The 22800-nt window shown below is 65.1% G+C and carries 29 protein-coding genes; 22 read left to right on the top strand and 7 right to left on the bottom strand.

Going from position 1 to position 22800, the window contains the following annotated elements; all coding sequences use genetic code 11:
• Window positions 1-10 precede the first annotated feature (10 nt).
• The 4 genes from EJ067_RS15180 (at window position 11) to EJ067_RS15165 (ending at window position 4338) form a co-directional block, all read left to right on the top strand.
• Window positions 11-1819 carry a methyl-accepting chemotaxis protein gene (locus EJ067_RS15180; RefSeq protein WP_126086465.1) on the top strand — a complete coding sequence of 603 codons (1809 nt, stop codon included), beginning with the start codon at window positions 11-13 and terminating at the stop codon, window positions 1817-1819.
• 245 nt (window positions 1820-2064) lie between these two features.
• Window positions 2065-3171 (top strand): hypothetical protein, encoded by a 1107-nt coding sequence (locus EJ067_RS15175; protein WP_126086464.1) that lies wholly within the window; start codon window positions 2065-2067, stop codon window positions 3169-3171.
• Window positions 3172-3249: 78 nt separating this feature from the next.
• Window positions 3250-3861, top strand: a complete 612-nt coding sequence (locus EJ067_RS15170; RefSeq protein WP_126086463.1) for a nucleoside triphosphate hydrolase — start codon at window positions 3250-3252, stop codon at window positions 3859-3861.
• Between the two features lie 153 nt (window positions 3862-4014).
• On the top strand, window positions 4015-4338 hold the full coding sequence (locus EJ067_RS15165; RefSeq protein WP_126086462.1) for a hypothetical protein: 324 nt from the start codon (window positions 4015-4017) through the stop codon (window positions 4336-4338).
• A 6-nt stretch (window positions 4339-4344) separates the two neighbouring features.
• Here the strand turns inward: EJ067_RS15165 and EJ067_RS15160 are convergent, their stop codons facing one another.
• The 3 genes from EJ067_RS15160 to EJ067_RS15150 all read right to left on the bottom strand — a co-directional run bounded on the left by EJ067_RS15160 (window position 4345) and on the right by EJ067_RS15150 (window position 6733).
• Window positions 4345-5049 carry a glutathione binding-like protein gene (locus EJ067_RS15160; RefSeq protein WP_126086461.1) on the bottom strand — a complete coding sequence of 235 codons (705 nt, stop codon included), beginning with the start codon at window positions 5047-5049 and terminating at the stop codon, window positions 4345-4347.
• Between the two features lie 216 nt (window positions 5050-5265).
• Window positions 5266-6474, bottom strand: a complete 1209-nt coding sequence (locus tag EJ067_RS15155; RefSeq protein ID WP_126086460.1) for a beta-ketoacyl-[acyl-carrier-protein] synthase family protein — start codon at window positions 6472-6474, stop codon at window positions 5266-5268.
• Window positions 6475-6478: 4 nt separating this feature from the next.
• Window positions 6479-6733 (bottom strand): acyl carrier protein, encoded by a 255-nt coding sequence (locus tag EJ067_RS15150; RefSeq protein ID WP_126086459.1) that lies wholly within the window; start codon window positions 6731-6733, stop codon window positions 6479-6481.
• A gap of 195 nt (window positions 6734-6928) precedes the next feature.
• Here EJ067_RS15150 and EJ067_RS15145 point away from each other — a divergent pair, with 195 nt between their 5' ends.
• The 5 genes from EJ067_RS15145 to EJ067_RS15125 are packed head-to-tail and all read left to right on the top strand — an operon-like array spanning window position 6929 to window position 9334.
• On the top strand, window positions 6929-7762 hold the full coding sequence (locus EJ067_RS15145) for an urease accessory protein UreD (protein WP_189510766.1): 834 nt from the start codon (window positions 6929-6931) through the stop codon (window positions 7760-7762).
• A 35-nt stretch (window positions 7763-7797) separates the two neighbouring features.
• A complete protein-coding gene (locus tag EJ067_RS15140) occupies window positions 7798-8100 on the top strand; it encodes an urease subunit gamma (RefSeq protein WP_059188709.1) in 303 nt (100 codons plus the stop codon).
• A 40-nt stretch (window positions 8101-8140) separates the two neighbouring features.
• The gene (locus EJ067_RS15135; RefSeq protein ID WP_126086457.1) at window positions 8141-8395 is read left to right on the top strand and encodes a DUF1272 domain-containing protein; all 255 of its coding nucleotides are present in this window, start codon (window positions 8141-8143) and stop codon (window positions 8393-8395) included.
• Window positions 8396-8426: 31 nt separating this feature from the next.
• The gene (locus tag EJ067_RS15130) at window positions 8427-9020 is read left to right on the top strand and encodes a HupE/UreJ family protein (RefSeq protein WP_126086456.1); all 594 of its coding nucleotides are present in this window, start codon (window positions 8427-8429) and stop codon (window positions 9018-9020) included.
• A gap of 8 nt (window positions 9021-9028) precedes the next feature.
• Window positions 9029-9334, top strand: a complete 306-nt coding sequence (locus EJ067_RS15125; protein WP_095799089.1) for an urease subunit beta — start codon at window positions 9029-9031, stop codon at window positions 9332-9334.
• A 20-nt stretch (window positions 9335-9354) separates the two neighbouring features.
• On the opposite strand, the gene EJ067_RS15120 is transcribed toward EJ067_RS15125, so the two are convergent.
• Complete coding sequence (locus tag EJ067_RS15120; protein ID WP_126086455.1) at window positions 9355-9846, bottom strand: hypothetical protein; 492 nt, start codon at window positions 9844-9846, stop codon at window positions 9355-9357.
• A 132-nt stretch (window positions 9847-9978) separates the two neighbouring features.
• On the bottom strand, window positions 9979-10359 hold the full coding sequence (locus EJ067_RS15115) for a hypothetical protein (protein ID WP_126086454.1): 381 nt from the start codon (window positions 10357-10359) through the stop codon (window positions 9979-9981).
• Between the two features lie 176 nt (window positions 10360-10535).
• Between EJ067_RS15115 and ureC the strand changes: the two genes are divergently transcribed.
• From ureC to EJ067_RS15070, 9 genes are all read left to right on the top strand, one after another.
• Window positions 10536-12251 carry an urease subunit alpha gene (gene ureC, locus EJ067_RS15110; RefSeq protein ID WP_189510763.1) on the top strand — a complete coding sequence of 572 codons (1716 nt, stop codon included), beginning with the start codon at window positions 10536-10538 and terminating at the stop codon, window positions 12249-12251.
• Between the two features lie 68 nt (window positions 12252-12319).
• Complete coding sequence (locus EJ067_RS15105; protein ID WP_126086452.1) at window positions 12320-12718, top strand: hypothetical protein; 399 nt, start codon at window positions 12320-12322, stop codon at window positions 12716-12718.
• A 25-nt stretch (window positions 12719-12743) separates the two neighbouring features.
• Window positions 12744-13337 carry a hypothetical protein gene (locus EJ067_RS15100; protein WP_126086451.1) on the top strand — a complete coding sequence of 198 codons (594 nt, stop codon included), beginning with the start codon at window positions 12744-12746 and terminating at the stop codon, window positions 13335-13337.
• 45 nt (window positions 13338-13382) lie between these two features.
• Complete coding sequence (locus EJ067_RS15095; RefSeq protein ID WP_126086450.1) at window positions 13383-14018, top strand: glutathione S-transferase family protein; 636 nt, start codon at window positions 13383-13385, stop codon at window positions 14016-14018.
• Window positions 14019-14088: 70 nt separating this feature from the next.
• Window positions 14089-14652, top strand: coding sequence for an urease accessory protein UreE (locus tag EJ067_RS15090; protein ID WP_126086449.1), 564 nt, complete (start codon window positions 14089-14091; stop codon window positions 14650-14652).
• Window positions 14645-15316 carry an urease accessory protein UreF gene (locus EJ067_RS15085; protein ID WP_126089624.1) on the top strand — a complete coding sequence of 224 codons (672 nt, stop codon included), beginning with the start codon at window positions 14645-14647 and terminating at the stop codon, window positions 15314-15316. The genes EJ067_RS15090 and EJ067_RS15085 overlap by 8 nt, the downstream gene beginning before the upstream one ends.
• Window positions 15313-15753, top strand: a complete 441-nt coding sequence (locus EJ067_RS15080; RefSeq protein ID WP_126086448.1) for a DUF3995 domain-containing protein — start codon at window positions 15313-15315, stop codon at window positions 15751-15753. The genes EJ067_RS15085 and EJ067_RS15080 overlap by 4 nt, the downstream gene beginning before the upstream one ends.
• Window positions 15750-16382, top strand: a complete 633-nt coding sequence (gene ureG, locus EJ067_RS15075) for an urease accessory protein UreG (RefSeq protein ID WP_126086447.1) — start codon at window positions 15750-15752, stop codon at window positions 16380-16382. Before EJ067_RS15080 ends, ureG begins: the two co-directional genes overlap by 4 nt.
• Window positions 16383-16465: 83 nt before the next feature.
• Window positions 16466-17233: a class II aldolase and adducin N-terminal domain-containing protein gene (locus EJ067_RS15070; RefSeq protein ID WP_126086446.1), complete on the top strand. Its 768-nt coding sequence runs from the start codon at window positions 16466-16468 to the stop codon at window positions 17231-17233.
• Window positions 17234-17236: 3 nt separating this feature from the next.
• Here EJ067_RS15070 and EJ067_RS15065 read toward each other — a convergent pair whose 3' ends face one another.
• Entirely contained in the window at window positions 17237-17869 is a 633-nt protein-coding gene (locus EJ067_RS15065) for an HAD family phosphatase (protein ID WP_126086445.1), read from the bottom strand.
• A 203-nt stretch (window positions 17870-18072) separates the two neighbouring features.
• Here EJ067_RS15065 and EJ067_RS15060 point away from each other — a divergent pair, with 203 nt between their 5' ends.
• Window positions 18073-19032: a sugar-binding transcriptional regulator gene (locus EJ067_RS15060; RefSeq protein WP_126086444.1), complete on the top strand. Its 960-nt coding sequence runs from the start codon at window positions 18073-18075 to the stop codon at window positions 19030-19032.
• 61 nt (window positions 19033-19093) lie between these two features.
• On the opposite strand, the gene EJ067_RS15055 is transcribed toward EJ067_RS15060, so the two are convergent.
• The gene (locus EJ067_RS15055) at window positions 19094-19279 is read right to left on the bottom strand and encodes a hypothetical protein (RefSeq protein WP_126086443.1); all 186 of its coding nucleotides are present in this window, start codon (window positions 19277-19279) and stop codon (window positions 19094-19096) included.
• 110 nt (window positions 19280-19389) lie between these two features.
• Here EJ067_RS15055 and gcvA point away from each other — a divergent pair, with 110 nt between their 5' ends.
• The 3 genes from gcvA (at window position 19390) to EJ067_RS15040 (ending at window position 22794) form a co-directional block, all read left to right on the top strand.
• Entirely contained in the window at window positions 19390-20298 is a 909-nt protein-coding gene (gcvA, locus tag EJ067_RS15050) for a transcriptional regulator GcvA (protein ID WP_126086442.1), read from the top strand.
• 172 nt (window positions 20299-20470) lie between these two features.
• The gene (locus EJ067_RS15045) at window positions 20471-21781 is read left to right on the top strand and encodes a sugar ABC transporter substrate-binding protein (protein WP_126086441.1); all 1311 of its coding nucleotides are present in this window, start codon (window positions 20471-20473) and stop codon (window positions 21779-21781) included.
• Between the two features lie 140 nt (window positions 21782-21921).
• Entirely contained in the window at window positions 21922-22794 is an 873-nt protein-coding gene (locus tag EJ067_RS15040; RefSeq protein ID WP_126086440.1) for a sugar ABC transporter permease, read from the top strand.
• Window positions 22795-22800: the final 6 nt, after the last annotated feature.

Here is a 22800-nt window from a genome sequence, read left to right as displayed (position 1 = left end):
GGGGATCGGCATGTCGGAAATCGCCACGGGTTCGACCTCGCTGCTGCGGGCTTCGCTCAGCCGCACCGGCAAATGGGCGGGCAGCGTCGCCTTCCTCAGCGGCGCGGTGTCGGACGTGCTCAACCCGCTCGGGCCCTTTGCCGCCTATATCGCGCTCATCGCCGCCGTCGCCGCGGCGATCATCGCCGTCGCCATGGTGCTGCGCCTGGTGCTGGCCGCGAAAGCCATGCCGGCGCTGATCTTCGCCACAAGTGCGGCGGCGATCGCCGGCGGCGTCTACGGCGTCCAGCAGGAAACCAATTCGCAGAACGGCGTTATCGCTGCGCTGGTGCCGGCGGTGGCCGGGCTGCAGCAGTCTCTCGGCATCGTCTCCGAGAAGGTGGCGAAGATCGAAAAGACGGTCACCGAGACGCAGAAGACGGTCGAGGAAGTCAAGAAATCCACCGACACGGTGGCTGCGAAGACCGACCAGATCGTCTCCGCCCAGCAACAGCAGACGGCGCAGGGCGCCGAGACGCAGAAGGCCGTCGAGGCGGTCAAGCAGACCACCGACACACTGGCCGCCGGCCAAAAACAGCAGCAGGCCCAGGCCGAAAAACTGCAGGCGACGACCGAGCAGATCGCCGCCTCGATCGACGCGATCGCCAAGGGTTTTGCCCAGCTTTCAGCCCAGGGCGGGGCGATCGCCGACCCCAAGCGTCCCGACGAGTTCTATCACAACGCCCGCGTCTATGAGCTTGCCGGCGACATGCTCAACGCCCGCCGCGCCTATCTCGCCTTTGCCGGCTTCGATGTCGACGCCATCGACCCCTATACACGCTTTGCCACGCTGCTGAGGGTCCAGGACGGCAAGGCCGGCGCACGCGAAGTGTTCGGCACGCTCGCCGACAAGGTCAAGGCGCCGGCGATCAAGCTCGTCCATCTGCTCCAGTTCGACGATGCCCAGCGGCTCGACAAGCTCAACGCCTTCATATCGGCCAATCCGGACTACGCGCCGGCCTACTTCCTCGAGGCGCAGGAATTCTCCGAGGACCGCCTCGGCAGCCAGACGCTGGCCGACAAGCGCAGCGAAGCCGAGGCGCTGACCAAGTTCGTTTCCTATGAGAAGGATGGCGGGCTGCTCAAATATTTCGTCGACCAGACGCAACTGGCCGACTGGCTGGACCGCAGCCGCAGCCGCCTGGCCGCGCTTGGCGATGTGCTCGACCCATCTCGCTTCGTGCCGACGCTGACGCCGATGCGCTCCAATGCCGGCTGGTCGATGACGATTTCGCTGCCCGAGCCGGCGACGGCGATTTCCTGGCGGCTCGGCGACAGCGGCCCGTTCTCCGATACCGGCATGCTCGCGACCAACGACCAGCGCACCGGCAAGCCGATGCCGAACCCGAGCTTCGAGCTGCCCGACAGCACCGCGGCCACCACCATCGCGATAAAGTATCTCGACATCCGGGGCCGCGAGACCGGCCCGTTCGACATAAGCTTCGACCCGGATTCAGCGCTGCAGCAGGGCGACAAGCAGACTCTCGACCAGTTCTGGACCTCTTGGATCGCCTTCGATGCCAGCGGCAATCACGGCCTGGTCTATTTCACCCAGATGCTGTCCTACCGCTGCGCCATCAAGGCGGTGCATTACAGCCTGAACGGCACCACGCTCGACAAGGAGATCAAGATGCCGCCCTGCGACGCCAAGGACCCCTACGCCATCCCTCCCGACTACCAGCCCTATTTCACGGTTGCCGACGATGTGAAGTCGATGGCGGTGCAGGTGACCTACACCGACGGCACGAAGTCCCCGGTCAGGGAGTATAAAAGGCAGTAGGAACGCCTACCCTCCCCTTTGTGGGGAGGGTCGATCCGCATAGCGGATCGGGGTGGGGGTCGAAAAAGATTCTTTTGGTTGAACCCCATCCCGTCGAGCGATCTCCGCGTTGCTCCGACCGCTCGCCGACCCTCCCCACAAGGGGGAGGGTAGACGGTGATGCAAAATGCCCATCACCGAGCTTGCGTATCCAACACCAGGCAGGCTTTGCTGCCGCCCTGCATAAAGATTCGCGGGATAGAGCAATGAACACGGTCACCATCAGCGCAAAGGGCATCTCGGTTTCGCTCGACCTCGCGGTCGGGCACATCGCCGCCATGGAGGTCGAGGCCGGCGGTCGCGTCCTGAAGCCGCTGCACCGCGCGCCCTGGGTCGGTTCGCCGCGCGAGACGCTGCCGGAAAACCTTCCCGAAGGCACCGTGCGCCTGTCCGGCGATTTCCTCTGCGCGCCTTTTTCCACCAGCGATGTCGAGGCCGCACCCCTGCACGGCTGGACGGCCAACAGCGAATGGGATGTCGTCGAAAACGGCGCCATCGCCGGCGGCTGGCGCGCCGTCTTCCGGCTGCGCCGCAAGGTTATGGGCGCCGCCGTCGACAAGATCCTCACGCTGCGCGACAACCACCCCTTCCTCTACCAGGAGCATATCTTTTCCGGCGGCTCCGGCGCCATTTCCGTCGCCCATCATCCGATGACGGCGATGCAGGGCGGCGGCAGGCTCGCCTTCTCGCCGAAGCGCCTGGCGGTCACGCCGGCCACCCCGCTGGAGCCCGATCCGGCGCGCGGCCGGTTTCGCCTCGCCTATCCCGCCCGCGCCACCGATCTGACCCATTTCCCGATCGCTGCCGGCGGCACCGCCGATCTCACCGACTACCGCATGGAAGACCGCCGCGAGGATTTCATTACCCTGGTCGAGGCCGATCATGGCGGGCCGGGCTGGACGGCGCTCGCCCGTCGCGCCGAGCAGGATCTGGTGCTGGTGCTGAAGAACCCGGCCGAGCTGCCGGTCACGATGCTGTGGTTCAGCAATGGCGGGCGCGACTATGCGCCCTGGAGCGGCCGCCACATTGGCGTGCTCGGCATCGAGGACGGCCGCGCCGCGGTCGGCCACGCCGCCTCGCTCGGCGACAACTGGCTGAAGCACGAAGGCGTGGCGACCGCTTTCGCGCTGGCCGAGGGGCGCAGCGTCTCCTTCCGCCATGTCATCGGCGCCGTTCCGTTCGCCGATACCGAACCTCCCAGCGGCTTGGAATCGGGGGACGGGCGCGTACGTCTCGTGGCGACAGACGGTTCGGCAAGGGACATCGCCTTTGACAGCGATTTCCTGCGCATCGGCCGCTCGGTTCCGGCCTGAGGCCGGCAGCAATCGCGGTTTGAAATTTCCGCCGACAGCCGCCAAGATGGGACCGCAATAGCTAACGGAGAGGCGTTGATGTCCGACTTAGCCCATATCACCGCCGCCATCTTCAAGCGCGCCGGCAAGGCCAAGCGCTTCGTCGTCGCCATCGCCGGCCCGCCGGGAGCCGGCAAGTCGACCATATCGGGCAGGCTGCATGAGCTGCTGCCCGAGGGCTCAGCCGAAGTCGTGCCGATGGACGGCTTCCATTTTGACGACATCGTGCTCAATCGGCGGGGCCTGCGCGCGCGCAAGGGCGCGCCGGAAACCTTCGACTTCGCCGGCTTCGAGACGCTTCTGAAGCGCATCCGCTCCGGCGAGCCCGACATCGCCATTCCGGTCTTCGACCGCAGCATCGAACTGTCGCGCGCCGCGGCCGAGATCATTTCCGCCGACACCAAGTTCATCCTGGTCGAGGGCAACTATCTGCTGCTCGACGAGGAGCCGTGGTCGCGGCTGGCGCCTTTGTTCGATTTCACCATCTTCGTCGACGTGCCGCGCAACGAGCTCGAGCGCCGCCTGATGGAACGCTGGCGCGGCCATGGCAAGTCTGACGAGGAAGCCCGCGCCTGGATCGCCTCCAACGACATGCCCAACATCGAGCGGGTGCTGGCGCGCCGCCGACAGGCAGATCTGGTGATTGGTTAACCAGCTCAATTTTCACTATTTTTTGACGGGAACCTTAAGAGTTTCACGCCGTTATGCCCTATCGCGAATTGTCCGGCGCAGAAGCAATTCCAGGGAAAGTGCGTGACGGTTTTCCGTCCGGAATTGCACAAGCAATCAACAGGGAACCGTCTGATGGCAACCAGAACCAGAAAACCCGCGCCCGCGAGAAGCAGGGCCAATCAATCCAGGACAACGCAATCGAAGGCCGGCGCCACCGAGGCGATGGCCGAGCGCACCAGGGACACCAAGCCGGCTTTCGGCAAGGCCGCGCCAAAGAAAGTCGTGCCCGGCGCTGCGCACAAGGCCGCCGCAAAGCCCGCGAAGCCGCATAAGGCGGCGGCGAAGTCGGGCCCGATCCGCACCGTCGCAAGCGTTGCGACCGGCGCGGTGGTCGCCACCGCCCGGCTTGCCGCGTCGGTGCTCGGCCGGGGCGGCGCTAAATCCAAGGCCAAATAGTGCGAACTAGCTCCTCGCCGGGATAGCGAGGCCGCGCTGCACGGCCGGCCGGGCGAGGCCACGCTCCAGCCATGCCGCCACGGTCGGGAAATCGTCGAAGCCGACGAGGTCGCGCGCTTCGTAGAAGCCGATCAGGTTTCGCACCCAGCCGAGCGTCGCGACATCGGCGATGGTGAACTCATCATCCATGATCCACTGCCGGCCCTTGAGCCGCGTTTCCAAAACGCCGATCAGCCGCCGCGACTCGTCGCGATAGCGCTCCAGCGGCCGCTTGTCGGCGATCTCGCGCCCCGCGAATTTGTTGAAGAAGCCGACCTGGCCGAAGATCGGGCCGATCGCGGCCATCTGGAAGAACACCCATTGGATCGTCTCGTAGCGCCGGATCGGATCGGCCGGGATCAGCTTGCCGGTCTTGTCCGAGAGGTAGAGCAGGATGGCGCCGGACTCGAACAGCCCGATCGGCTTCCCGTCGGGCCCGTTCGGGTCGATGATCGCCGGTATCTTGCCGTTCGGGTTGAGCGACAGGAATTCCGGCGTCCAGCTCTCATTCTTGCCGATGTCGACGTAGTGCGGCTCATAGGGCAGGCCGATCTCCTCCAGCGCGATCGAGATCTTCACGCCATTGGGGGTCGGAGCGGAATAGAGCTGCAGCCGGTCGGGGTGCTTGGCCGGCCAGCGCTGGGCGATCGGAAAGGCGGACAGGTCGGTCATCGGGGGCTCCGGATGCGGATTGGCGCCGGGCGGCGCTCGTGGCGGGTGGGCAAGAATTAGGATCCCGGCCCTTCGGGATCAATATGCCGGCAATAGGCCTTGCCGTGCACGGACAGTCAATCAAGGCAGTCCGCCGGGACGCGGGCGCGTTCCGGCGGCTGGCCGGCGCCCCTGTCAGACCGCCCGCATCAGATCGCCCCTATCGGATCGCCCCTATCAGATCGCCTTGAAAGCCAGTACCGCATTGGTGCCGCCGAAAGCGAAGCTGTTGCTCAGTGCCGCCCGCACCTTGCGCTCGCGCGCCGTGTTCGGCGTCACGTCGAGGTCGCATTCGGGATCGGGCTCGCGGAAATTGGCGGTCGGCGGGACGATGCCGTCGCGGATCGCCATGACGCAGGCGATCATCTCCAGCCCGCCCGATGCGCCGAGGCAATGCGCATGCATCGACTTGGTGGAGGAGACCGAGAGCGCACCCACATGCTCGCCGAAGACGCGCTTGATCGCCGCGGTCTCGATCTGGTCGTTGGCCTTGGTGCCGGTGCCATGCGCGTTGAGATAGTCGACATCCTCGGGATTGAGCCCGGCATCCACCAGGCAGAAGCGCATCGCCGCTTCCGGTCCCTCGACTGTCGGCGCGACGATGTCGGAGGCGTCGGCCGACAGGCCCGCGCCGGCGATCTCGGCCAGGATGGTGGCGCCGCGCGCCATGGCGTGGTCGTAGCTCTCCAGCACCGCCATGCCGGCGCCCTCGCCCAGCGACAGGCCCTGGCGGTCGGCCGAGAAGGGCCGGCAGGTGTCGGGCGAAAGCACCCTCAGCGCTTCCCAGCCCTTGAGCACGCCCCAGACCAGCGGCGCCTCGGTGCCGCCAGCGACCATGACGTCGGCACGGCCAAGCCGGATCTGGTCGACGGCCGAGGCGATGGCATGATTGGCCGACGAGCAGGCCGAGGTGACGCCGAACACCGGCCCGCGCAGGCCGAGACTCATGCTGACCTGGCCGGCCGCCGCGCCCGGCATCACTTTCGGCACGGTGAAGATTGCGGCGCGGTTGCGCCCCTCGATCAAGATCGCGCGGTAATTTTCCTCGATAGTCTCGAACCCTGCGACGCCGACGCCGACGACGGCGCCCATCCGGTAGGTGTTGTCGGCATGGGCGGTGAGCCCGGACTGTTGCATCGCCTCCCGCGCCGCGATCACCGCCAGCAGGCTGAAGCGGTCCATCGACACCACTTGCTTGCGGTCGATGCCGTGATCGGGCAACGTTTTGATTTCGCTGCCGACCTTGACCTTCAGGTCATGCAGCGAAGGGTTGTCGATCGGGCCGATTGCCGAGCGGCCCTCGCGCATGGCGCTCCATATGGCCGGCACATCGTTGCCGAGCCCGCATATTCCACCAATGCCGGTGATGACGACGCGCTTGAGCATGCAGTCAGGCTTTTTTCGCAATCAATTCGCGAACCGCCTCGACCATGTCGCCGACGTTCTTGAGGTTGCTCCAGGCGTCGACCGTGTTCATCTCGATCTCGATGCCGTATTTCTCCTCGAGATCGAAGATGATCTCGGTCAGCTCCAGCGAATGGATCCCCAGCGTGTTGAGATCGGTGCTGGCGGTGATTTCCTCGCCGCCGGGCTCGGCATGGGCCTTGATCTTTTCGATGATTTCGGTCGTCAGCTGGTCAGCCATTCGGTTCCTTCCCCTGTCGTTTTCCGACGCCAACTGATCAGCGCCCCTTAGTCCCTGGAGTCACTGACGTCGTCGCCCCTACCTCGCCAGGCATCGCGTGACCGCTCCAAGGTGGCTCCCTCTATAGAAACCGAAACGATGTCAAGCAACAAGCTATATATCGACAAAGCCGCCGGAGTGCTTAACGTTGGCGTCGTGGACATGATCGACGATACTCCGCTTGCCGCCCAACGTGTTGCCGGGCGAGGCAGGCTTTTCTGCGGCAAAAGCGGCGGCCGGACCCGCCTTCAACGTCTCTACCAGGACGGATCGGCCAAGATTCGCATGCCCGCGGTGCAAGGCGACCCGCTGGAGGCGGTGCTCATCAACACGGCCGGCGGATTGACCGGCGGCGACCGGCTTGGCTGGGAGATCGAGGTCGGCGATGGTGCTTCGGCCTCCATCACCACCCAGGCCTGTGAGAAAATCTATCGCGCCGCCTCCGATCGCGCCGAGACGACAGTCAGCCTGGATGTCGGCGCCGGCGGCGGGATTGCCTGGCTGCCGCAGGAGACGATCGTCTTCGACCGGGCGGCCTTTGCGAGGACGCTCGATGTGACGCTTGCGGGAAGCGCCGAGGTGCTGCTGTTGGAGGCGACATTGTTCGGCCGGCTGGCGATGGGCGAGCAGGCGGTTCTGGGCAATTTCCACGACCGCTGGCGGGTCCGCCAGGACGGCAGGCTCATCCATGCCGAGGATTTTCGCATCGGGCCGGATATCGCGGCCGGCCTTCAGCGCCGGGCGGTGGCCGGCGGTGCGCGCGCAATCGCAACGCTGCTTCTCGTGTCCCCGCGGGCGGAAGCCCTGCTGGAGCCGGCGCGCGCGATCATCGCTGATCAGGGCGGCGCCAGCTTTTGGAGCGTCGGGCAATCTGGCAAGCTTCTTGCGAGGCTCACCGCCGGCGACGGCTACCAGCTCCGCAAGCGGCTGGTTCCGCTCGTCGAACTGCTCAACGGACGGGCGGGCCTGCCCAAATTATGGTCACTCTGACCTCGAATGGTTGATCTTGAATACCGGGAAGACGCATGAATCTGACGCCGCGTGAAAAAGACAAGCTGCTGATCGCCATGGCGGCGATCGTGGCGCGCAAGCGGCTGGAGCGCGGCGTCAAGCTCAACCATCCGGAGGCGATCGCGCTGATCACCGACTTCGTCGTCGAGGGCGCCCGCGACGGCCGCTCGGTGGCCGAGCTGATGGAGGCTGGCGCGCATGTCGTCACCCGCGCCCAGGTCATGGACGGCATCGCCGAGATGATCCACGACGTCCAGGTCGAGGCGACGTTTCCCGACGGCACCAAGCTGGTGACCGTGCACGAGCCGATCAGGTGAGGGCCGATCAGGTGAGGGCCATCAGGCGAAGGGAGGACCGATGCTGGAGCTCAGGCCCAATTGCGAATGCTGCGACAGGGATCTGCCGCCCGAGGCGACGGATGCGCGGATATGCACCTTCGAATGCACGTTCTGCATCAGTTGCGCGGAGGGCTTGCTTGCCGGCGTGTGCCCGAACTGCGGCGGCAATTTTGCGCCGCGGCCGGTCCGGCCCGCGGCAATGCTGAGGAAATACCGGGCCTCGGCCAAGCGCGTGCTCAAGGCGGAAGGCTGCGGCCCCCGCAAGGTCGCCTGACCCGGCAATTTACAGAAGGAAAGACGCGCACATGATTTCCGCTTCGACGAAACGCACCACGCTCGCCGCGATCCTCTTCCTGGCAGCCGCCATGCCGGCCTACGCCCATGTCGGCATCGGCACCACCTCTTCCTTCGCTGCCGGTTTCGCGCATCCGCTGTCCGGCCTCGACCATTTGGCGGTGATGATCGCCGTCGGCCTGTGGGCGGCGATGAAGGGCGGCCGGGCGGTGTGGGCATGGCCGCTCGCCTTTGTCGGCGTGATGCTGGTCGGCGGCGCGCTCGGCATGCTGTATGTGCCGGTGCCCTTCGTCGAGCCGGCCATCCTTGCCTCGGTCGTGGCGCTCGGCTTGCTGGTCGCGCTGGCGGTCGACCTGCCGGTCTCCGCGGGTGTGGCCATCATCGGCCTGTTTGCTTTGTTCCACGGCCACGCGCACGGCGCCGAAGTGCCGGAGAATGCCGGCGGCCTCGAATATATGGCGGGTTTCGCTGTTGCGACGGCGCTCCTTCATGCCATCGGCATCGCCGCCGCGCTCGGCCTTGGCCTGCGTTTCCGCGGCCTGGCGCGTGCTGCCGGCGCCGCCTGCGCCGCGGTCGGCGTCGGCCTTGCCTTCGGCATGCTGTGAGGACGACGATGATCCCCGGCGAAGTCATCACCGCCAAAGGCGATATCGAGCTGAACAAGGGCCTGCCGACGGTGACGCTCAAGGTCGCCAACAGCGGTGACCGGCCGATCCAGGTCGGCAGCCACTATCATTTCTTCGAGACCAACGAAGGCCTGAAATTCGACCGCGAGCGCGCCCGCGGCATGCGGCTCGACATCGCCGCCGGCACGGCCATGCGCTTCGAGCCGGGCCAGGAACGCGACGTCACGCTGGTGCCGCTCGGCGGCAAGCGCGAGGTCTATGGATTCCAGCAGAAGGTGATGGGCAAGCTGTGAGGTCCGGCGCCCGGCTCAAATCACTTCGGCGGCTTGGCGGCGGCGTAGATGACGATCTTGCCCGGATTGTCGAACTCGACGGCGAGCACGTCCTCGGCGAGCACGCGTCGCGAATCGATGGCATTGAAGAGCAGCGCGTTGGCCTCGATCTCCTGGCGCAGTTCCGCGACATCGTCCTGATGCTGCTTCACCTTGTTCTCGATCGCAGGCGGCGGTCCGCCCTCGCTGCGCGCGGCATCGGTCAGGAAGACGATGTCGACGCTGTCGAGCTTGGTCGTCTTGCGCACCGTGCCGATGTTCTCGCGCGTGCGGTCTATCGCGGTGATGACCTTGCCCGCTTCCGTCTTCGACAGCGCTTCCTCCTGCCGGATGTCGGAATCGACGATCATCGTACCCGGCTTGTTGCTCTCGAGGGGCTGCGCCGGGAACGCGGACTGCGGGACGGCGGCCATCAGAAGCGCCGCCGCTGTCATGGCACGGATCGCGATTTTAATGCCCACAGTGTCCGTCATCGATCGCTCCTGACTGAACTTCCGGCGGGGCGAAAAAGGCGAAACGACTCTTATTGGGCGGAGGTTCCCTCAGGCTTGGCGCCGGCAGGCCCGGAGTCGGCTCGCCAGCGCCTCCCGGACGAAATGTCCCGATCAGCTTGCCTTCTTGGTGATCAGGGTCAGCGCGCCGTTGGGCTGCAGGCTGGCGGCAATCACCTGCGCCGAGGTTATGCCCTTGGCTTCGAGCGCCGACTTCACCTTGGGCGTCGCGTCGATCGATTTGCGCAATGTCTGCAGGCCGGCGTCGCCGCGCTGCGCCACGATCTGGTTGACCTGCGTCTGCGTGTCCTTCGGCAGTTCCGTGATGTCGACGATGCTGACGCTCTCGATCGTCGGCGGCTTGGGCGTCTGGCCTTGGGGCGCGGCGGGAGCAGGTGCGGCCGGCGCCGGGCTTGGCTGGGGCTGCTGCTGGGCGCTCGCAGCGCCCGCCATTATCAAGGTGGCGGTCACGGCGAAAAATATCGCTTTACGCATGGATATTCCTTCCATCGGTTTGGCAAACGGTGGTTTTGGGCTGACTCGGCCACCTCAACCGCCAAATGGGATCGGAAGGTGTCGCCGGGCGGGTCATTGCGTGACCATTGGATGGCGAGAATGTGCGCCCCACGCCCAATCCCCACTTTCGGCAACCTCACTTTCGGGAGCAATCGCTGATGGCCAGAATTACCCGTGCCGCCTATGCCCAGATGTATGGCCCGACGGTCGGCGACAAGGTGCGGCTGGCCGACACCGAGCTTTTCATCGAGGTCGAGAAGGATTTCACCGTCCATGGCGAGGAGGTGAAGTTCGGCGGCGGCAAGGTCATCCGCGACGGCATGGGCCAGAGCCAGGTCGCGCGGGCCGAGGGCGCCGTCGATACCGTCATCACCAACGCGCTGGTCGTCGATGCGCTGGCCGGCATCGTCAAGGCCGATATCGGCCTGAAGGACGGCCGCATCGCGGCCATCGGCAAGGCCGGCAACCCGGACACGCAAGGCGGCGTCACCATCATAATCGGCCCCGGCACCGAGATCATCGCCGGCGAGGGCAAGATCCTTACCGCCGGCGGCTTCGATGCGCATATCCACTTCATCTGCCCGCAGCAGATCGAGGAAGCGCTGATGAGCGGCATCACCACCATGCTCGGCGGTGGCACCGGTCCGGCGCATGGCACGCTGGCCACCACCTGCACGCCGGGCCCCTGGCACATGGCGCGCATGATCCAGTCCTTCGACGCCTTCCCGATGAATATCGGCCTGTCCGGCAAGGGCAATGCCTCGCGGCCGGCGGCGCTGGAGGAAATGGTGCTTGCGGGCGCCTGTTCGCTGAAGCTGCATGAGGACTGGGGCACGACGCCGGCCGCCATAGACTGCTGCCTGTCGGTCGCCGACGACTATGACGTGCAGGTGATGATCCACACCGACACGCTGAACGAATCCGGCTTCGTCGAGAACACGGTGGCAGCCATCAAGGGCCGCACCATCCATGCCTTCCACACCGAGGGCGCCGGCGGCGGCCATGCGCCCGACATCATCAAGGTCTGCGGCCTGCCCAACGTCATCCCGTCCTCGACCAACCCGACAAGGCCCTACACCGTCAACACGCTCGCCGAGCATCTCGATATGCTGATGGTCTGCCATCATCTGTCGCCGTCGATCCCCGAGGACATCGCCTTCGCCGAAAGCCGCATCCGCAAGGAAACGATCGCGGCCGAGGACATCCTCCACGACATCGGCGCCTTCTCGATCATCTCTTCCGACAGCCAGGCGATGGGCCGCGTCGGCGAGGTGGCGATTCGCTGCTGGCAGACCGCCGACAAGATGAAGCGCCAGCGCGGCGCGCTGCCGCAGGAGAGCGGCGACAACGACAACTTCCGCGTTCGCCGCTACATCGCCAAATACACCATCAATCCGGCCATCGCGCACGGCCTGTCGAGGGAGATCGGCTCGGTGACGGCGGGAAAGCGCGCCGATCTCGTGCTGTGGAATCCGGCCTTCTTCGGCGTCAAGCCGGAGATGGTGCTGGTCGGCGGCTCGATCGCCGCCGCCCCGATGGGCGATCCCAACGCTTCGATCCCGACGCCGCAGCCGATGCACTTCCGGCCGATGTTCGGCGCCTACGGCAAGGCGCTGACCAACTCGTCGGTAACCTTCGTCTCGAAGGCCGCCTTCGATGCCGGCCTGCAGGACCGGCTGCGCGTCGACAAGGCGATGGTCGCGGTCGAGAACACGCGCGGCGGCATTGGCAAGCACTCCATGGTGCTCAACGATGCCACGCCTCACGTCGAGGTCGATCCGGAAACCTACGAGGTGCGCGCCGACGGCGAGTTGCTGACCTGCGAACCGGCGACCGTGCTGCCGATGGCGCAGAGGTATTTTCTGTTCTAGAGTCGGTGCGCCCGCAAAGCATTGGACCCACCATGGATCAACAAAAGAGACAGACCCTGATATCCAGGATGGGCGCGCTGAAGAAATACAATGGTGGCGTCGCACCGCTTACTATGCCGCTTGTCACGCTGGAAGAGTATTTCGATGGGGCCGAAGGCGAGGCAGGATTGTTGTGCAACAGTCCTGAGGCGCCGGACAATGATGCAATTCTGGCCACATTCCAGGCGATACGAAAAAGGCCTGCCGTCCATGACGTTCGGATAGCGATTGTTCAGTGCGATGATGGAGAATGGCCGTTCTCGGACAAGGTCGTCATCACAACGCGCGCCGGCGAAGAAGATGTCATGGATTGGCTGCCGCCCGGGTTTGAGCCGGACGAAACCTGGGAAGGCGACGTAGATCATCTGCCGGCCGAACAGGTCGAGATTCCGGCGGGCTACCGAAAGCTATGGCTCTGGTATGACTGACGGCAACGATCGAGTCTGTTCGTAGATGGCCACCGAAATCGCCTCTCCGCACGACATCTTCCCGCATATCCGCATCGTCATGGGCATGGTGATTGGGCTTGGCGTCACCCGGCTGCTGTCCGGGGTTGCCCGCATCGTCCAGCATCCCGGCCAATACAAGCTCTATCCCGTGCACGTCGCCTGGGTCGGCTCGGTGCTTCTGATGCTGGTGCATTTCTGGTGGTGGGAGTTCGGGCTCTACGCCATCGAATCATGGACCTTCGGCAAATATCTTTTCATCATCTTCTACGCCATCACGCTGTTTTTGATGTGCGCGCTGCTGTTCCCGGATTCGATGCTCGATTACACCAGCTACGAGGACTATTTCTACTCGCGCCGCGCCTGGTTCTTCGGCCTCTTGGCGGCGACCTATCTGCTCGACGTCATCGACACGCTGCTCAAGGGGCCGGAGCATTTTGCCCGCTTCGGCAACGAGTATCTGTTCCGCACGCCGGTCTTCGTCGCGCTCTGCATCGCCGCGATCCTGGTGCGCGACAAACGCTTCCACATCGCCTTCGTCGCGGTCGTGCTGATCTACCAGGTTTCGTTCATCCTGCGGCTCTTCGACACCATCGTCTGAGCGAGCGCTATGGTCTAGGGTCCTCGGGAAAGGCAAGGTTCAACCATGTACAAGGCCGTCGGATCGCGAGGTTCCCGGGTCAGCCGGGTGCTCTGGATGCTCGAGGAACTCGGGCAGCCCTATGAGTTCGTCGAGGTCAAGCTGCGCTCGCCGGAGGCCTATGCGCTGAACCCTTCCGGCAAGGTGCCGATCCTGATCGACGGCGATCTGAAAATCACGGATTCGGCGGCGATCTGCGTCTACCTGGCCGACAAGCATGCCGATAAGGGCATGGGGGCCAATCCCGGCCTCGCCGGCCGCGCCGAGATGGATTCCTGGATGCATTTCGCCCAGAGCGAGCTCGAAGCGCCGCTGTGGAACAAGCTGCGCCACCGCTTCCTCTTGCCCAAGGAGGTGCGCGTCGATGTTGGCCGTGCCGCGGCGCATGATTTCGCTTCGGAGGTGAAGGCGCTGGATCGCCGGCTGGGCGACCGGTCCTTTGCTCTGGGCGAACGCTTTTCAGCCGTCGACGTGCTGCTCGGCGACATGGGCGGCTGGGCCCGCGCCGGACGGTTCCCGATCGAATCCGAGCGGGTCAATGCCTATTTCGATCGTGTGTTGCAGCGTCCTGCCCGTGCGCGGGCGCAGGCCAATGCATCGGCCCGAAAATCGGAATCGATTTTCGGAAAGCACGATGCATAGATTCAAAAGTGTTAGAGCGTCCTTTGCGCGTCCAAGGGGACGCGCGGCGCTCTAATGGCGGAGCCATGAGATGAAGCTCAACATCAATACCGATTTCACCAAATTCCCCCGCGCCGTCTCGGTGCTGCCAGCCGGAGGGGCCGGAGCGGCGACACCTTTCGACAAGGCGGTGTTGCCGCACGACGAGCGGCACTTGCGCCGCCGCGCCATCGAAACGGCGGCCGGCGACAAGGTTCTGGTCGATCTGCCCGAGCCGGTGGCGCTCGGCAATGGCGATCGGCTGGTGCTGGAGGATGGCCGTCAGCTCGAAATCGTCGCGGCGCCGGAAGAGGTCTACGACATTCGCGCCCGTGATGCCGTGCATCTCACCGAGCTTGCCTGGCATATCGGCAACCGTCATCTCGCGGCGGCGATCGAGGCGGACCGCATCCTCATCCTGCGCGACGATGTCATCAAGGCGATGCTGGAAGGGCTCGACGCAAGAGTGAGCGAGGTGTCGGAACCGTTCAACCCGGTGCGCGGCGCCTATTCCGGCCATGGGCATGGCCACGATCACCATGCGCATGATCACCACGGCCATCATGATCATCACCACCATGACCATGACCACCATCAACACCACCACCATGACTGACCAGCCGTCGTCCATAGCGCTTCTGCGCCTGATGGCTTGGCTGTCGCCATCCTTTCCGGTCGGCGGCTTCTCCTACAGCCACGGCCTCGAACGCGCCGTGCATGACGGGCTTGTCGCCGATCGCGAGACACTCGCCGAATGGCTGGAGACGCTGGTCGAGATGGGCTCGGGCTGGAACGATGCGGTGCTGTTCGCCGAGAGCTGGCGCCGAGCGCATGACGGCGGCGATCTCAGCGAGGTTGCGGCACTTGCCGAGGCGCTTGCCGGCTCGCGGGAGCGGCATATGGAAACCATGCTGCAGGGCGCGGCTTTCCTCAAGGCGGCGTCCGCCTGGCCGTGTCTGGCGTTGCAGCGCCTGCCTGCCGATTGCCCCTATTGCGTTGCCGTCGGCGCGATTGCCGGCAGCCACGGCATCGGCCTGGCGGAGGCGCTGTCCGCCTTCATGCAGGCCTTCTTCTCCAACCTCGTGCAGGCCGCGATCCGGCTCGGCATTGTGGGGCAGGTCGATACCACCGCGTTGTTAGCCGGCTTCGAATCCTTGGCATTGGCGACGGCCGCTCGTGCCGCGACGTCCACGCTCGACGACCTCGGCGGATGCGCCCTCATGTCCGACGTCGTGGCGATGAAGCACGAAACCCAGTATTCGCGGCTATTCCGCACATGATACTCCTCGCCTTCATCCTCTCCTTCGTCCTGCTGCTGATCACCACGCTGCATGTCTATTGGGGCATCGGCGGCATCTGGCCCGGCACCGATCAGGCATCCTGCGCGCGTGCGGTCGTCGGTTTTCGCGGCGTCGACGAAATGCCCTCGGCCTTTGCGAGCTTTGCCGTCGCCGCCTGCCTGGCGCTCGCCACACTGTGGCCGCTGGCGCTCGCCGGCGTCTTCGCTGCGCCTTTCCCGAAAGAGGGGCTGGCGGCCACCGCTTTGCTCATCGGCCTCGTCTTCCTCGGCCGCGGCATTGCCGGCTTCACGCCCTGGTGGCGCCGGCTGACGCCGGAGCAGCCTTTCGCGCGGCTGGACCGGCGCCTCTATTCGCCGCTCTGCCTGCTGATCGGGCTGAGCTTCGCCATCCTAGCCATCACGGAGTTTCCGGCATGACCCAGCCCAACGGTCCCTTGCGCATCGGCATCGGCGGTCCCGTCGGCTCCGGCAAGACGACGCTCACCGAAAAGCTCTGCAAGGCGCTGCGCGACCACTTCTCGATCGCCGTCGTCACCAACGACATCTACACCAGGGAAGACGCCATGATGCTGGCCCGGCTGCAGGCGCTGCCGGAAGAACGCATCGTCGGCGTCGAGACCGGTGGCTGCCCGCATACGGCTATTCGCGAGGACGCCTCGATCAATTTGCGGGCGATCGCCGAGCTGAACCGCAAATTCCCCGACCTCGACGTGATCTTCATCGAATCCGGCGGCGACAATCTTGCCGCCACCTTCTCGCCCGATCTCGCCGATCTCACCCTCTATGTCATCTCGGTCTGCCAGGGCGAGGAGATCCCGAGGAAAGGTGGACCGGCCATCACCCGCTCCGATTTCCTCATCATCAACAAGAGCGACCTCGCGCCCTATGTGAACGTCAATCTCGACGTGATGGAAAGCGATGCCGCCCGCATGCGCGGCAAGCGGCCTTTCGGCTTTACCGACCTGTCGCGCGGCAAGGGCCTGCAGGAGGTGATCGACTTCATCGTCGAGCAGGGCGGGCTGCAGTCGGCGCGGCCTGCGGCCTGATCCACCGGGCCGCCTGACCCACCAGTTTGCGGTTGCTGGCCGCCGCCATGCGCGGCATTCTTTGGAAAACCGGAGGATTGCCGATGAGTATCGCCCGCCTGCAGAAGGAAACGTTGACCAACCTGCCTTACTACGAGGAGCGCGTCGATCTCGCCGCCGCCTTCCGCTGGACGGCGCGGCTCAACATGCACGAGGCGGTGGCCAATCACTTCTCGCTGTCGGTCAACGAGGACGGCACGAAGTTCCTGATGAACCCGAACCAGGTGCATTTCTCGCGCATCAAAGCGAGCGACCTGCTCCTGATCGACGCCAACGATCCCGACACGCTATCAGGCCCCAACGCGCCCGACCCGACCGCCTGGGGCCTGCACGGCGCCATCCATCGCAACGTGCCGCACGCGCGCTGCGCCATGCATGTGCATTCGATCCACGCCACGGTGCTCGCTTCGCTGGCCGACTCGACGCTGCCGCCGATCGACCAGAACTCGGCCATGTTCTTCAACCGCCATGTCGTCGATGCGCACTATGGCGGGCTCGCCTTCGAGGAAGAGGGCGAGCGCTGCTCGCAGCTTCTGACCGATCCCAAGGTCAAGGTGATGGTCATGGGCAATCACGGCGTCATGGTCATCGGCGACACCGTCGCCGACGCCTTCAACCGCATGTTCTATTTCGAACGCGCCGCCGAAACCTATATCAAGGCGCTGTGGACCGGCCGGCCGCTGCGCACGCTCTCCGACGAGATCGCGGAAAAGACGGCCAGCGAGATGGACCACTATCCCGGCCAGGCCGAGCGCCATCTCGCCGAACTCAAGGCGATCCTCGACGAGGAAGAGCCGGTCTACCGGAGCTGAGACCTACAGCCCCAGCTTTTCCCGCAGCTCATCGGCGCTGCTGATGACGATCGCGCCGGGCGGCCCCTCCATCGGCGCCTCCGGCCAGAAGATCGTCTTCATGCCCGCAGCCAGCCCGGCCATGGCGCCGGTCACGCTGTCGTCGACCGCGACCGCATCGGCCGGATCGACGCCGGCGAGATAGGCGGCGCGCAGGAAGGGCTCCGCATGCGGCTTGCCTTGGCGCACGTCGTTGCGGCTCACCGTGTGCATGCCGGGATAGACGAGACCGACGGCGCTCAGATTGGCGTCGACGATCAGCCGGTCGGAATTGGACACCACGGCCTGCTCGACCCCCCGCGCCCGCAATTCGTTGAACACCTCGATCGCGCCGTGGCGCGGCCTCAGCGTCTCGGCCATCGGCAGGTAATGGTCGTATTTGCGCACGATCCAGTCGTCGAAGGGTAGCGCAAGGCCGAACTGGTCGCGCAGCATTTCGTAGACCGGCCATGCCGCGACGCCAAGCACCCGCTCATGCAGGTCGGTCGGCGGCGCGATGCCCACGCTGCGCAACGCGGCCACCAGCGCCGCCTCATGCAGGGGCTCGCTGTCGACCAGCGTTCCGTCCATGTCCCAGAAAACCGCTTTCGGCGTCATGCAAGGCTCCTTTCGCCGATCCCATAATGCCTTTCCCCGCCGAGATAAACCGCCCCGCCGGCAAATGGTTGAAGCAAGCGCTGATCGGTCCGCCCGGGACGAGTGCTCGCCGCAAGCAATTGCCCTTTCATTTGGCAATTGCGCGTCGACGCATTCGCTGTAATCTAGAGCGCCCGCCAAAGCGCGGGCTGGGGAGGCAGGATGTGAACTCGCGACAGGAAACCGGCAGCACCAGGTTGGACGACGCCGCGCGCGCCGGCTGGCTCTACTATGTTGCCGGCAACACGCAGGACCAGATCGCCGCCAAGCTCGGCATTTCCAGGCAGACGGCGCAGCGGCTGGTGTCGCTGGCGATGTCGGAAGGCCTGATCAAGGTCCGCGTCGATCATCCGATCGCCAATTGCCTCGACCTTGCCGCGCGGCTGAAGTCGCGCTTCGCGCTCGACCTGGTCGAAGTTGTGCCGAGCGACCCGACCTCGTCCTCGACGACGATCGGCGTCGCCGAGGCGGCCGCGGCCGAGATCGAGCGGCGGCTGCGTTCGGCCGCGCCGATCGTCATGGCGATCGGCACCGGGCGCACGCTGAAGGCGGCGATCGAGCAGTTGCCGCCGATGGAGTGTCCGCAGCACAAGGTCGTGTCCTTGACCGGCAACATCTCGCCCGACGGCTCGGCGGCCTTCTACAACGTCATCTTCACCATGGCCGACCGCGTCAAGGCGCGCTCCTTCCCGATGCCGCTGCCGGTCATCGCCTCCTCGCCGGAAGAGCGCGACATGCTGCTCAGCCAGCCGATGATCCAGCCGACGCTGGCGCTTGCCGCCGAGGCCGACGTCACCTTCGTCGGCATCGGCGATCTCGGCCCGAAGGCGCCGCTCTATGAGGACGGCTTCATTTCGGAAGTGGAGCTCAAGGCATTGCAGAAGGCCGGCGGCGTCGCCGAGATCGTCGGCTGGGTGTTCGACCGCGAGGGCCGCATGATCGAAGGCATCACCAACGACCGCGTGTCGTCCGCCGCCTTGCCGTCGCGCGAGAAATCGCTGGTCATTGCTTTGGCCATGGGCGAGCGCAAGCTGCCGGGCATCCTGGCCGCCGCGAACCGGCGGCTGGTCAACGGCCTGATCACCGATGAGCGGACGGCCGCGGCACTGCTCGGCGGCACATGACCAGAGGCACGCCGGGCCCATCCGCCATGATCGGTGCGCTTACTGATAAAAAGAGAGCCGGCTATTCGTAGCGATCGCGCGGATCGTTACCGTCGAGGAAACCCATGTCGCGCTGCAGATGCGGCGACAATTCCCGGATATCGACATAACCGCGCTTGCGGCTGGCGAACCATGAAAATTCACGCGCCAGCAGCGAAATCCAACTACGTGCCGGGGTCGAAACGAATTTTTCCTGCATCGTGGTCATGATCGTCAGCCTTCGCCATGCTTGAACTGGATTGATCGTCGACCCCAAATATCGGGTTGGCGGCTTCGCGCTTCCAATTAAACCTCGATCATGACCCATAAGGAGGTTTTATGCCCGATCTGAGCTCCCCGCAGCTTGCGCCGCTACCGCCTCTGCAGGCGATCCGGGTGTTCGAAGCCGTGGCCCGGCATCTCTCCTTCACCAGGGCAGCGCAGGAACTCGGCATGACCCAGGCCGCCGCGAGCTACCAGATCAAGCTGCTCGAGGAACGCATCGGCGCGCCGCTGTTCCTGCGCCGTCCCAAGCAGATCGAGCTGACCGAGCCCGGCCGGCGCCTGGCGCCCGCAGTCAGCGAGGCCTTTGCCATCCTGGGGCAGGCCTACGCCGCCGCGCGTGGCGGCGCCGACGGCTTGCTGTGCGTAACCACCGTGCTGACCTTTGCCTCGAACTGGCTGGCGCAGCATCTGGGCTCCTTCCAGCTTGCCCATCCCGCGCTTGCCGTGCGGCTCGATACCTCGAGCCGCCTGACCGATTTCGCGCGCGAGGATGTCGATCTCGCCATTCGCTCGGGCGGCGGCAAATGGCCGGGCCTGGAGGCGCACAAACTGCTCGACGCCGATTTCACGCCGATGCTGAGCCCGAAGCTTGCGGCGAGCATTGGCGGGGTCAAGCAGCCGGCGGATCTCTTGCGGCTGCCGATCCTCGATCCCGGCGATGTCTGGTGGACGCAATGGTTCGAGGCGGCCGGTGTCGCCAGGCATGACCTCGCCAGCCGGCCCGGCTCCAGCATGGGCGCGCAGGCCTACGAGGCGAATGCCGCGATGGCCGGCCACGGCGTGGCGATCCTGACCAGGGCGCTGTTCAAGGACGAGCTCGCCGATGGCCGCCTCGTCCAGCCCTTCGACCTGGTCGGCGACGACGGCCATGCCTACTGGCTGGTCTATCCCACGGCCCGGCGCAACGTGCCGAAGATCCGCGCCTTCCGCGACTGGATCCTCGCCGAGATCGCCTGCCAGTAGCCGGGACACGGCAAAGCAACCTCCAGGCCGGAGCTTCGCCGCGCCGCCCCGACCGGGTGCGGCGCGGATTTGTGCTGCGTTGCAGCATCGATTCCGCTTGACATAATTCACACTTAGTGAGTAATTGCCCACAGCCAAGGCAAATGCTCATCTTGGTTTTAGGGAGGAATTGATGAAACTTCGCACGCTCACCCTGGGCATGTTGTCGGCCAGCGCCCTTGCGCTCGCCGCGCATGCCGAATCCATCACCATCGCCACCGTCAACAATGGCGACATGGTCCGCATGCAGAAGCTGACGGACGACTTCACCAAGGCTAACCCCGATATCCAGCTCAACTGGGTCACGCTCGAAGAGAACGTGCTGCGCGAGCGCGTCACCACCGACATCGCCACCAAGGGCGGCCAGTACGACGTCATGACCATCGGCACCTACGAGGTACCGATCTGGGCCAAGCAGAGCTGGCTCTTGCCGCTCGACAAGCTCGGCGACGAGTACGACGTCAAGGACATCATCCCGGCCATCGCCGGCGGCCTCTCGGTCGACGGCAAGCTCTATGCCGCGCCCTTCTACGGCGAAAGCTCCTTCGTCATGTACCGCAAGGACCTGATGGAGAAGGCCGGCCTCAAGATGCCCGACGCGCCGACCTGGGACTTCATCAAGCAGGCCGCCGACAAGATGACCGACCGCGCCAACGGCGTGAACGGCGTGTGCCTGCGCGGCAAGGCCGGCTGGGGCGAGAACATGGCCTTCCTCACCGCCATGTCGAACTCCTTCGGCGCCCGCTGGTTCGACGAGAACTGGAAGCCGCAGTTCGATCAGCCGGAATGGAAGAACACGCTGCAGTTCTATGTCGACCTGATGAAGGCCGACGGTCCGGAAGGCGCTTCGTCCAACGGCTTCAACGAGAACCTGGCGCTGTTCCAGCAGGGCAAGTGCGGCATGTGGATCGACGCCACGGTCGCCGCTTCCTTCGTCTCGGACCCGAAGGCCTCGCAGGTGGCCGACAAGGTCGGCTATGCGCTTGCGCCGGACACCGGCCTCGGCAAGCGCGGCAACTGGCTGTGGGCCTGGTCGCTGGCCATCCCCGCCGGCACCAAGAAGGCGGACGCCGCCGAGAAGTTCGTGTCATGGGCAACCAGCAAGCACTATGCCGACCTGGTCGCCTCGAAGGAGGGCTGGGCCAACGTTCCTCCGGGCACGCGCTCCTCGCTCTACGCCAATCCGGAGTACCAGAAGGCGGCGCCCTTCGCGAAGATGACGCTGGACTCCATCAACGCCGCCGATCCGACGCATCCGACCGTCAAGCCGGTGCCCTATGTCGGCGTGCAGTTCGTAGCCATTCCTGAATTCCAGGGCCTCGGCACCACCGTCGGCCAGCTCTTCTCTGCCGCTCTTGCCGGCCAGTCGAGCGTCGACGACGCGCTGAAGCAGGCCCAGGACGCCGCCACCGCGGCGATGACCGAAGGCGGCTACATCAAGTAAGGCTCCTCCCGGTGCCGAACGCCGGTAGCGCATCATGACCGGCATTGGCCGCCCGAAACCCAGTTCGGGCGGCCACCTTCACAATCAGGAAAATTGTGGCACGACTCTAAGATCCGGCTGACATTTGGAGGGTGACCGTCATGGCTACTCAGCAAACCCGTTCGCTTGCCCGTTTCATGATGGCGCCCTCGGTGATCCTGCTGTTCATCTGGATGATCGTGCCGCTGGTCTTCACGATCTGGTTTTCGTTCCTGCAGTACAACCCGCTCAATCCGATCCGGGATGGGTTTGTCTGGTTCTCCAACTACAAGCTCTTCTACTCCAACCCGGCCTTCCTGCAGTCGATCCTCAACACGCTCACCATCGTCGTCAGCGTGCTGGTCATCACCGTGATCGGCGGCATCCTCCTGGCAATGCTGCTCGACCAGCCGATCTGGGGTCAGGGGTTCGTGCGCATCCTCGTCATCTCGCCGTTCTTCGTCATGCCGCCGGTCGCGGCGCTGGTCTGGAAGAACATGATCATGCACCCGCAATACGGCGTCTTCGCCGATATTGCCCGCTTCTTCGGCGCCAACCCCATCGACTGGTTCGGCCAGCACCCGCTGACGGCGGTCATCCTCATCGTCGCCTGGCAGTGGCTGCCCTTCGCCACGCTGATCCTGCTCACCTCGCTGCAATCGCTTGACGCCGAGCAGAAGGAGGCGGCCGAGATGGACGGCGCCGGCTTCATCAGCCGCTTCATCTACCTGACGCTGCCGCATATGTCGCGCGCCATCACCGTCGTCATCCTGATCCAGACGATCTTCCTGCTCTCGATCTATGCCGAGATCCTGGTCACCACCAATGGCGGCCCCGGCTACGCCTCCACCAACCTGCCCTTCCTCGTCTACCAGAAGGCGCTTTTGGAATTCAAAATCGGCCAGGCCTCCGCGGGTGGCGTCATCGCGGTCATTCTCGCCAACATCGTCGCCTTCTTCGTCATGCGCGCCGTCGGCAAGAACCTGGACAAGTAAGGGAGG

The organism is Mesorhizobium sp. M1D.F.Ca.ET.043.01.1.1 (assembly GCF_003952385.1).
Classification (GTDB): domain Bacteria; phylum Pseudomonadota; class Alphaproteobacteria; order Rhizobiales; family Rhizobiaceae; genus Mesorhizobium.
This window is presented reverse-complemented; position numbering and strand designations above follow the sequence as displayed.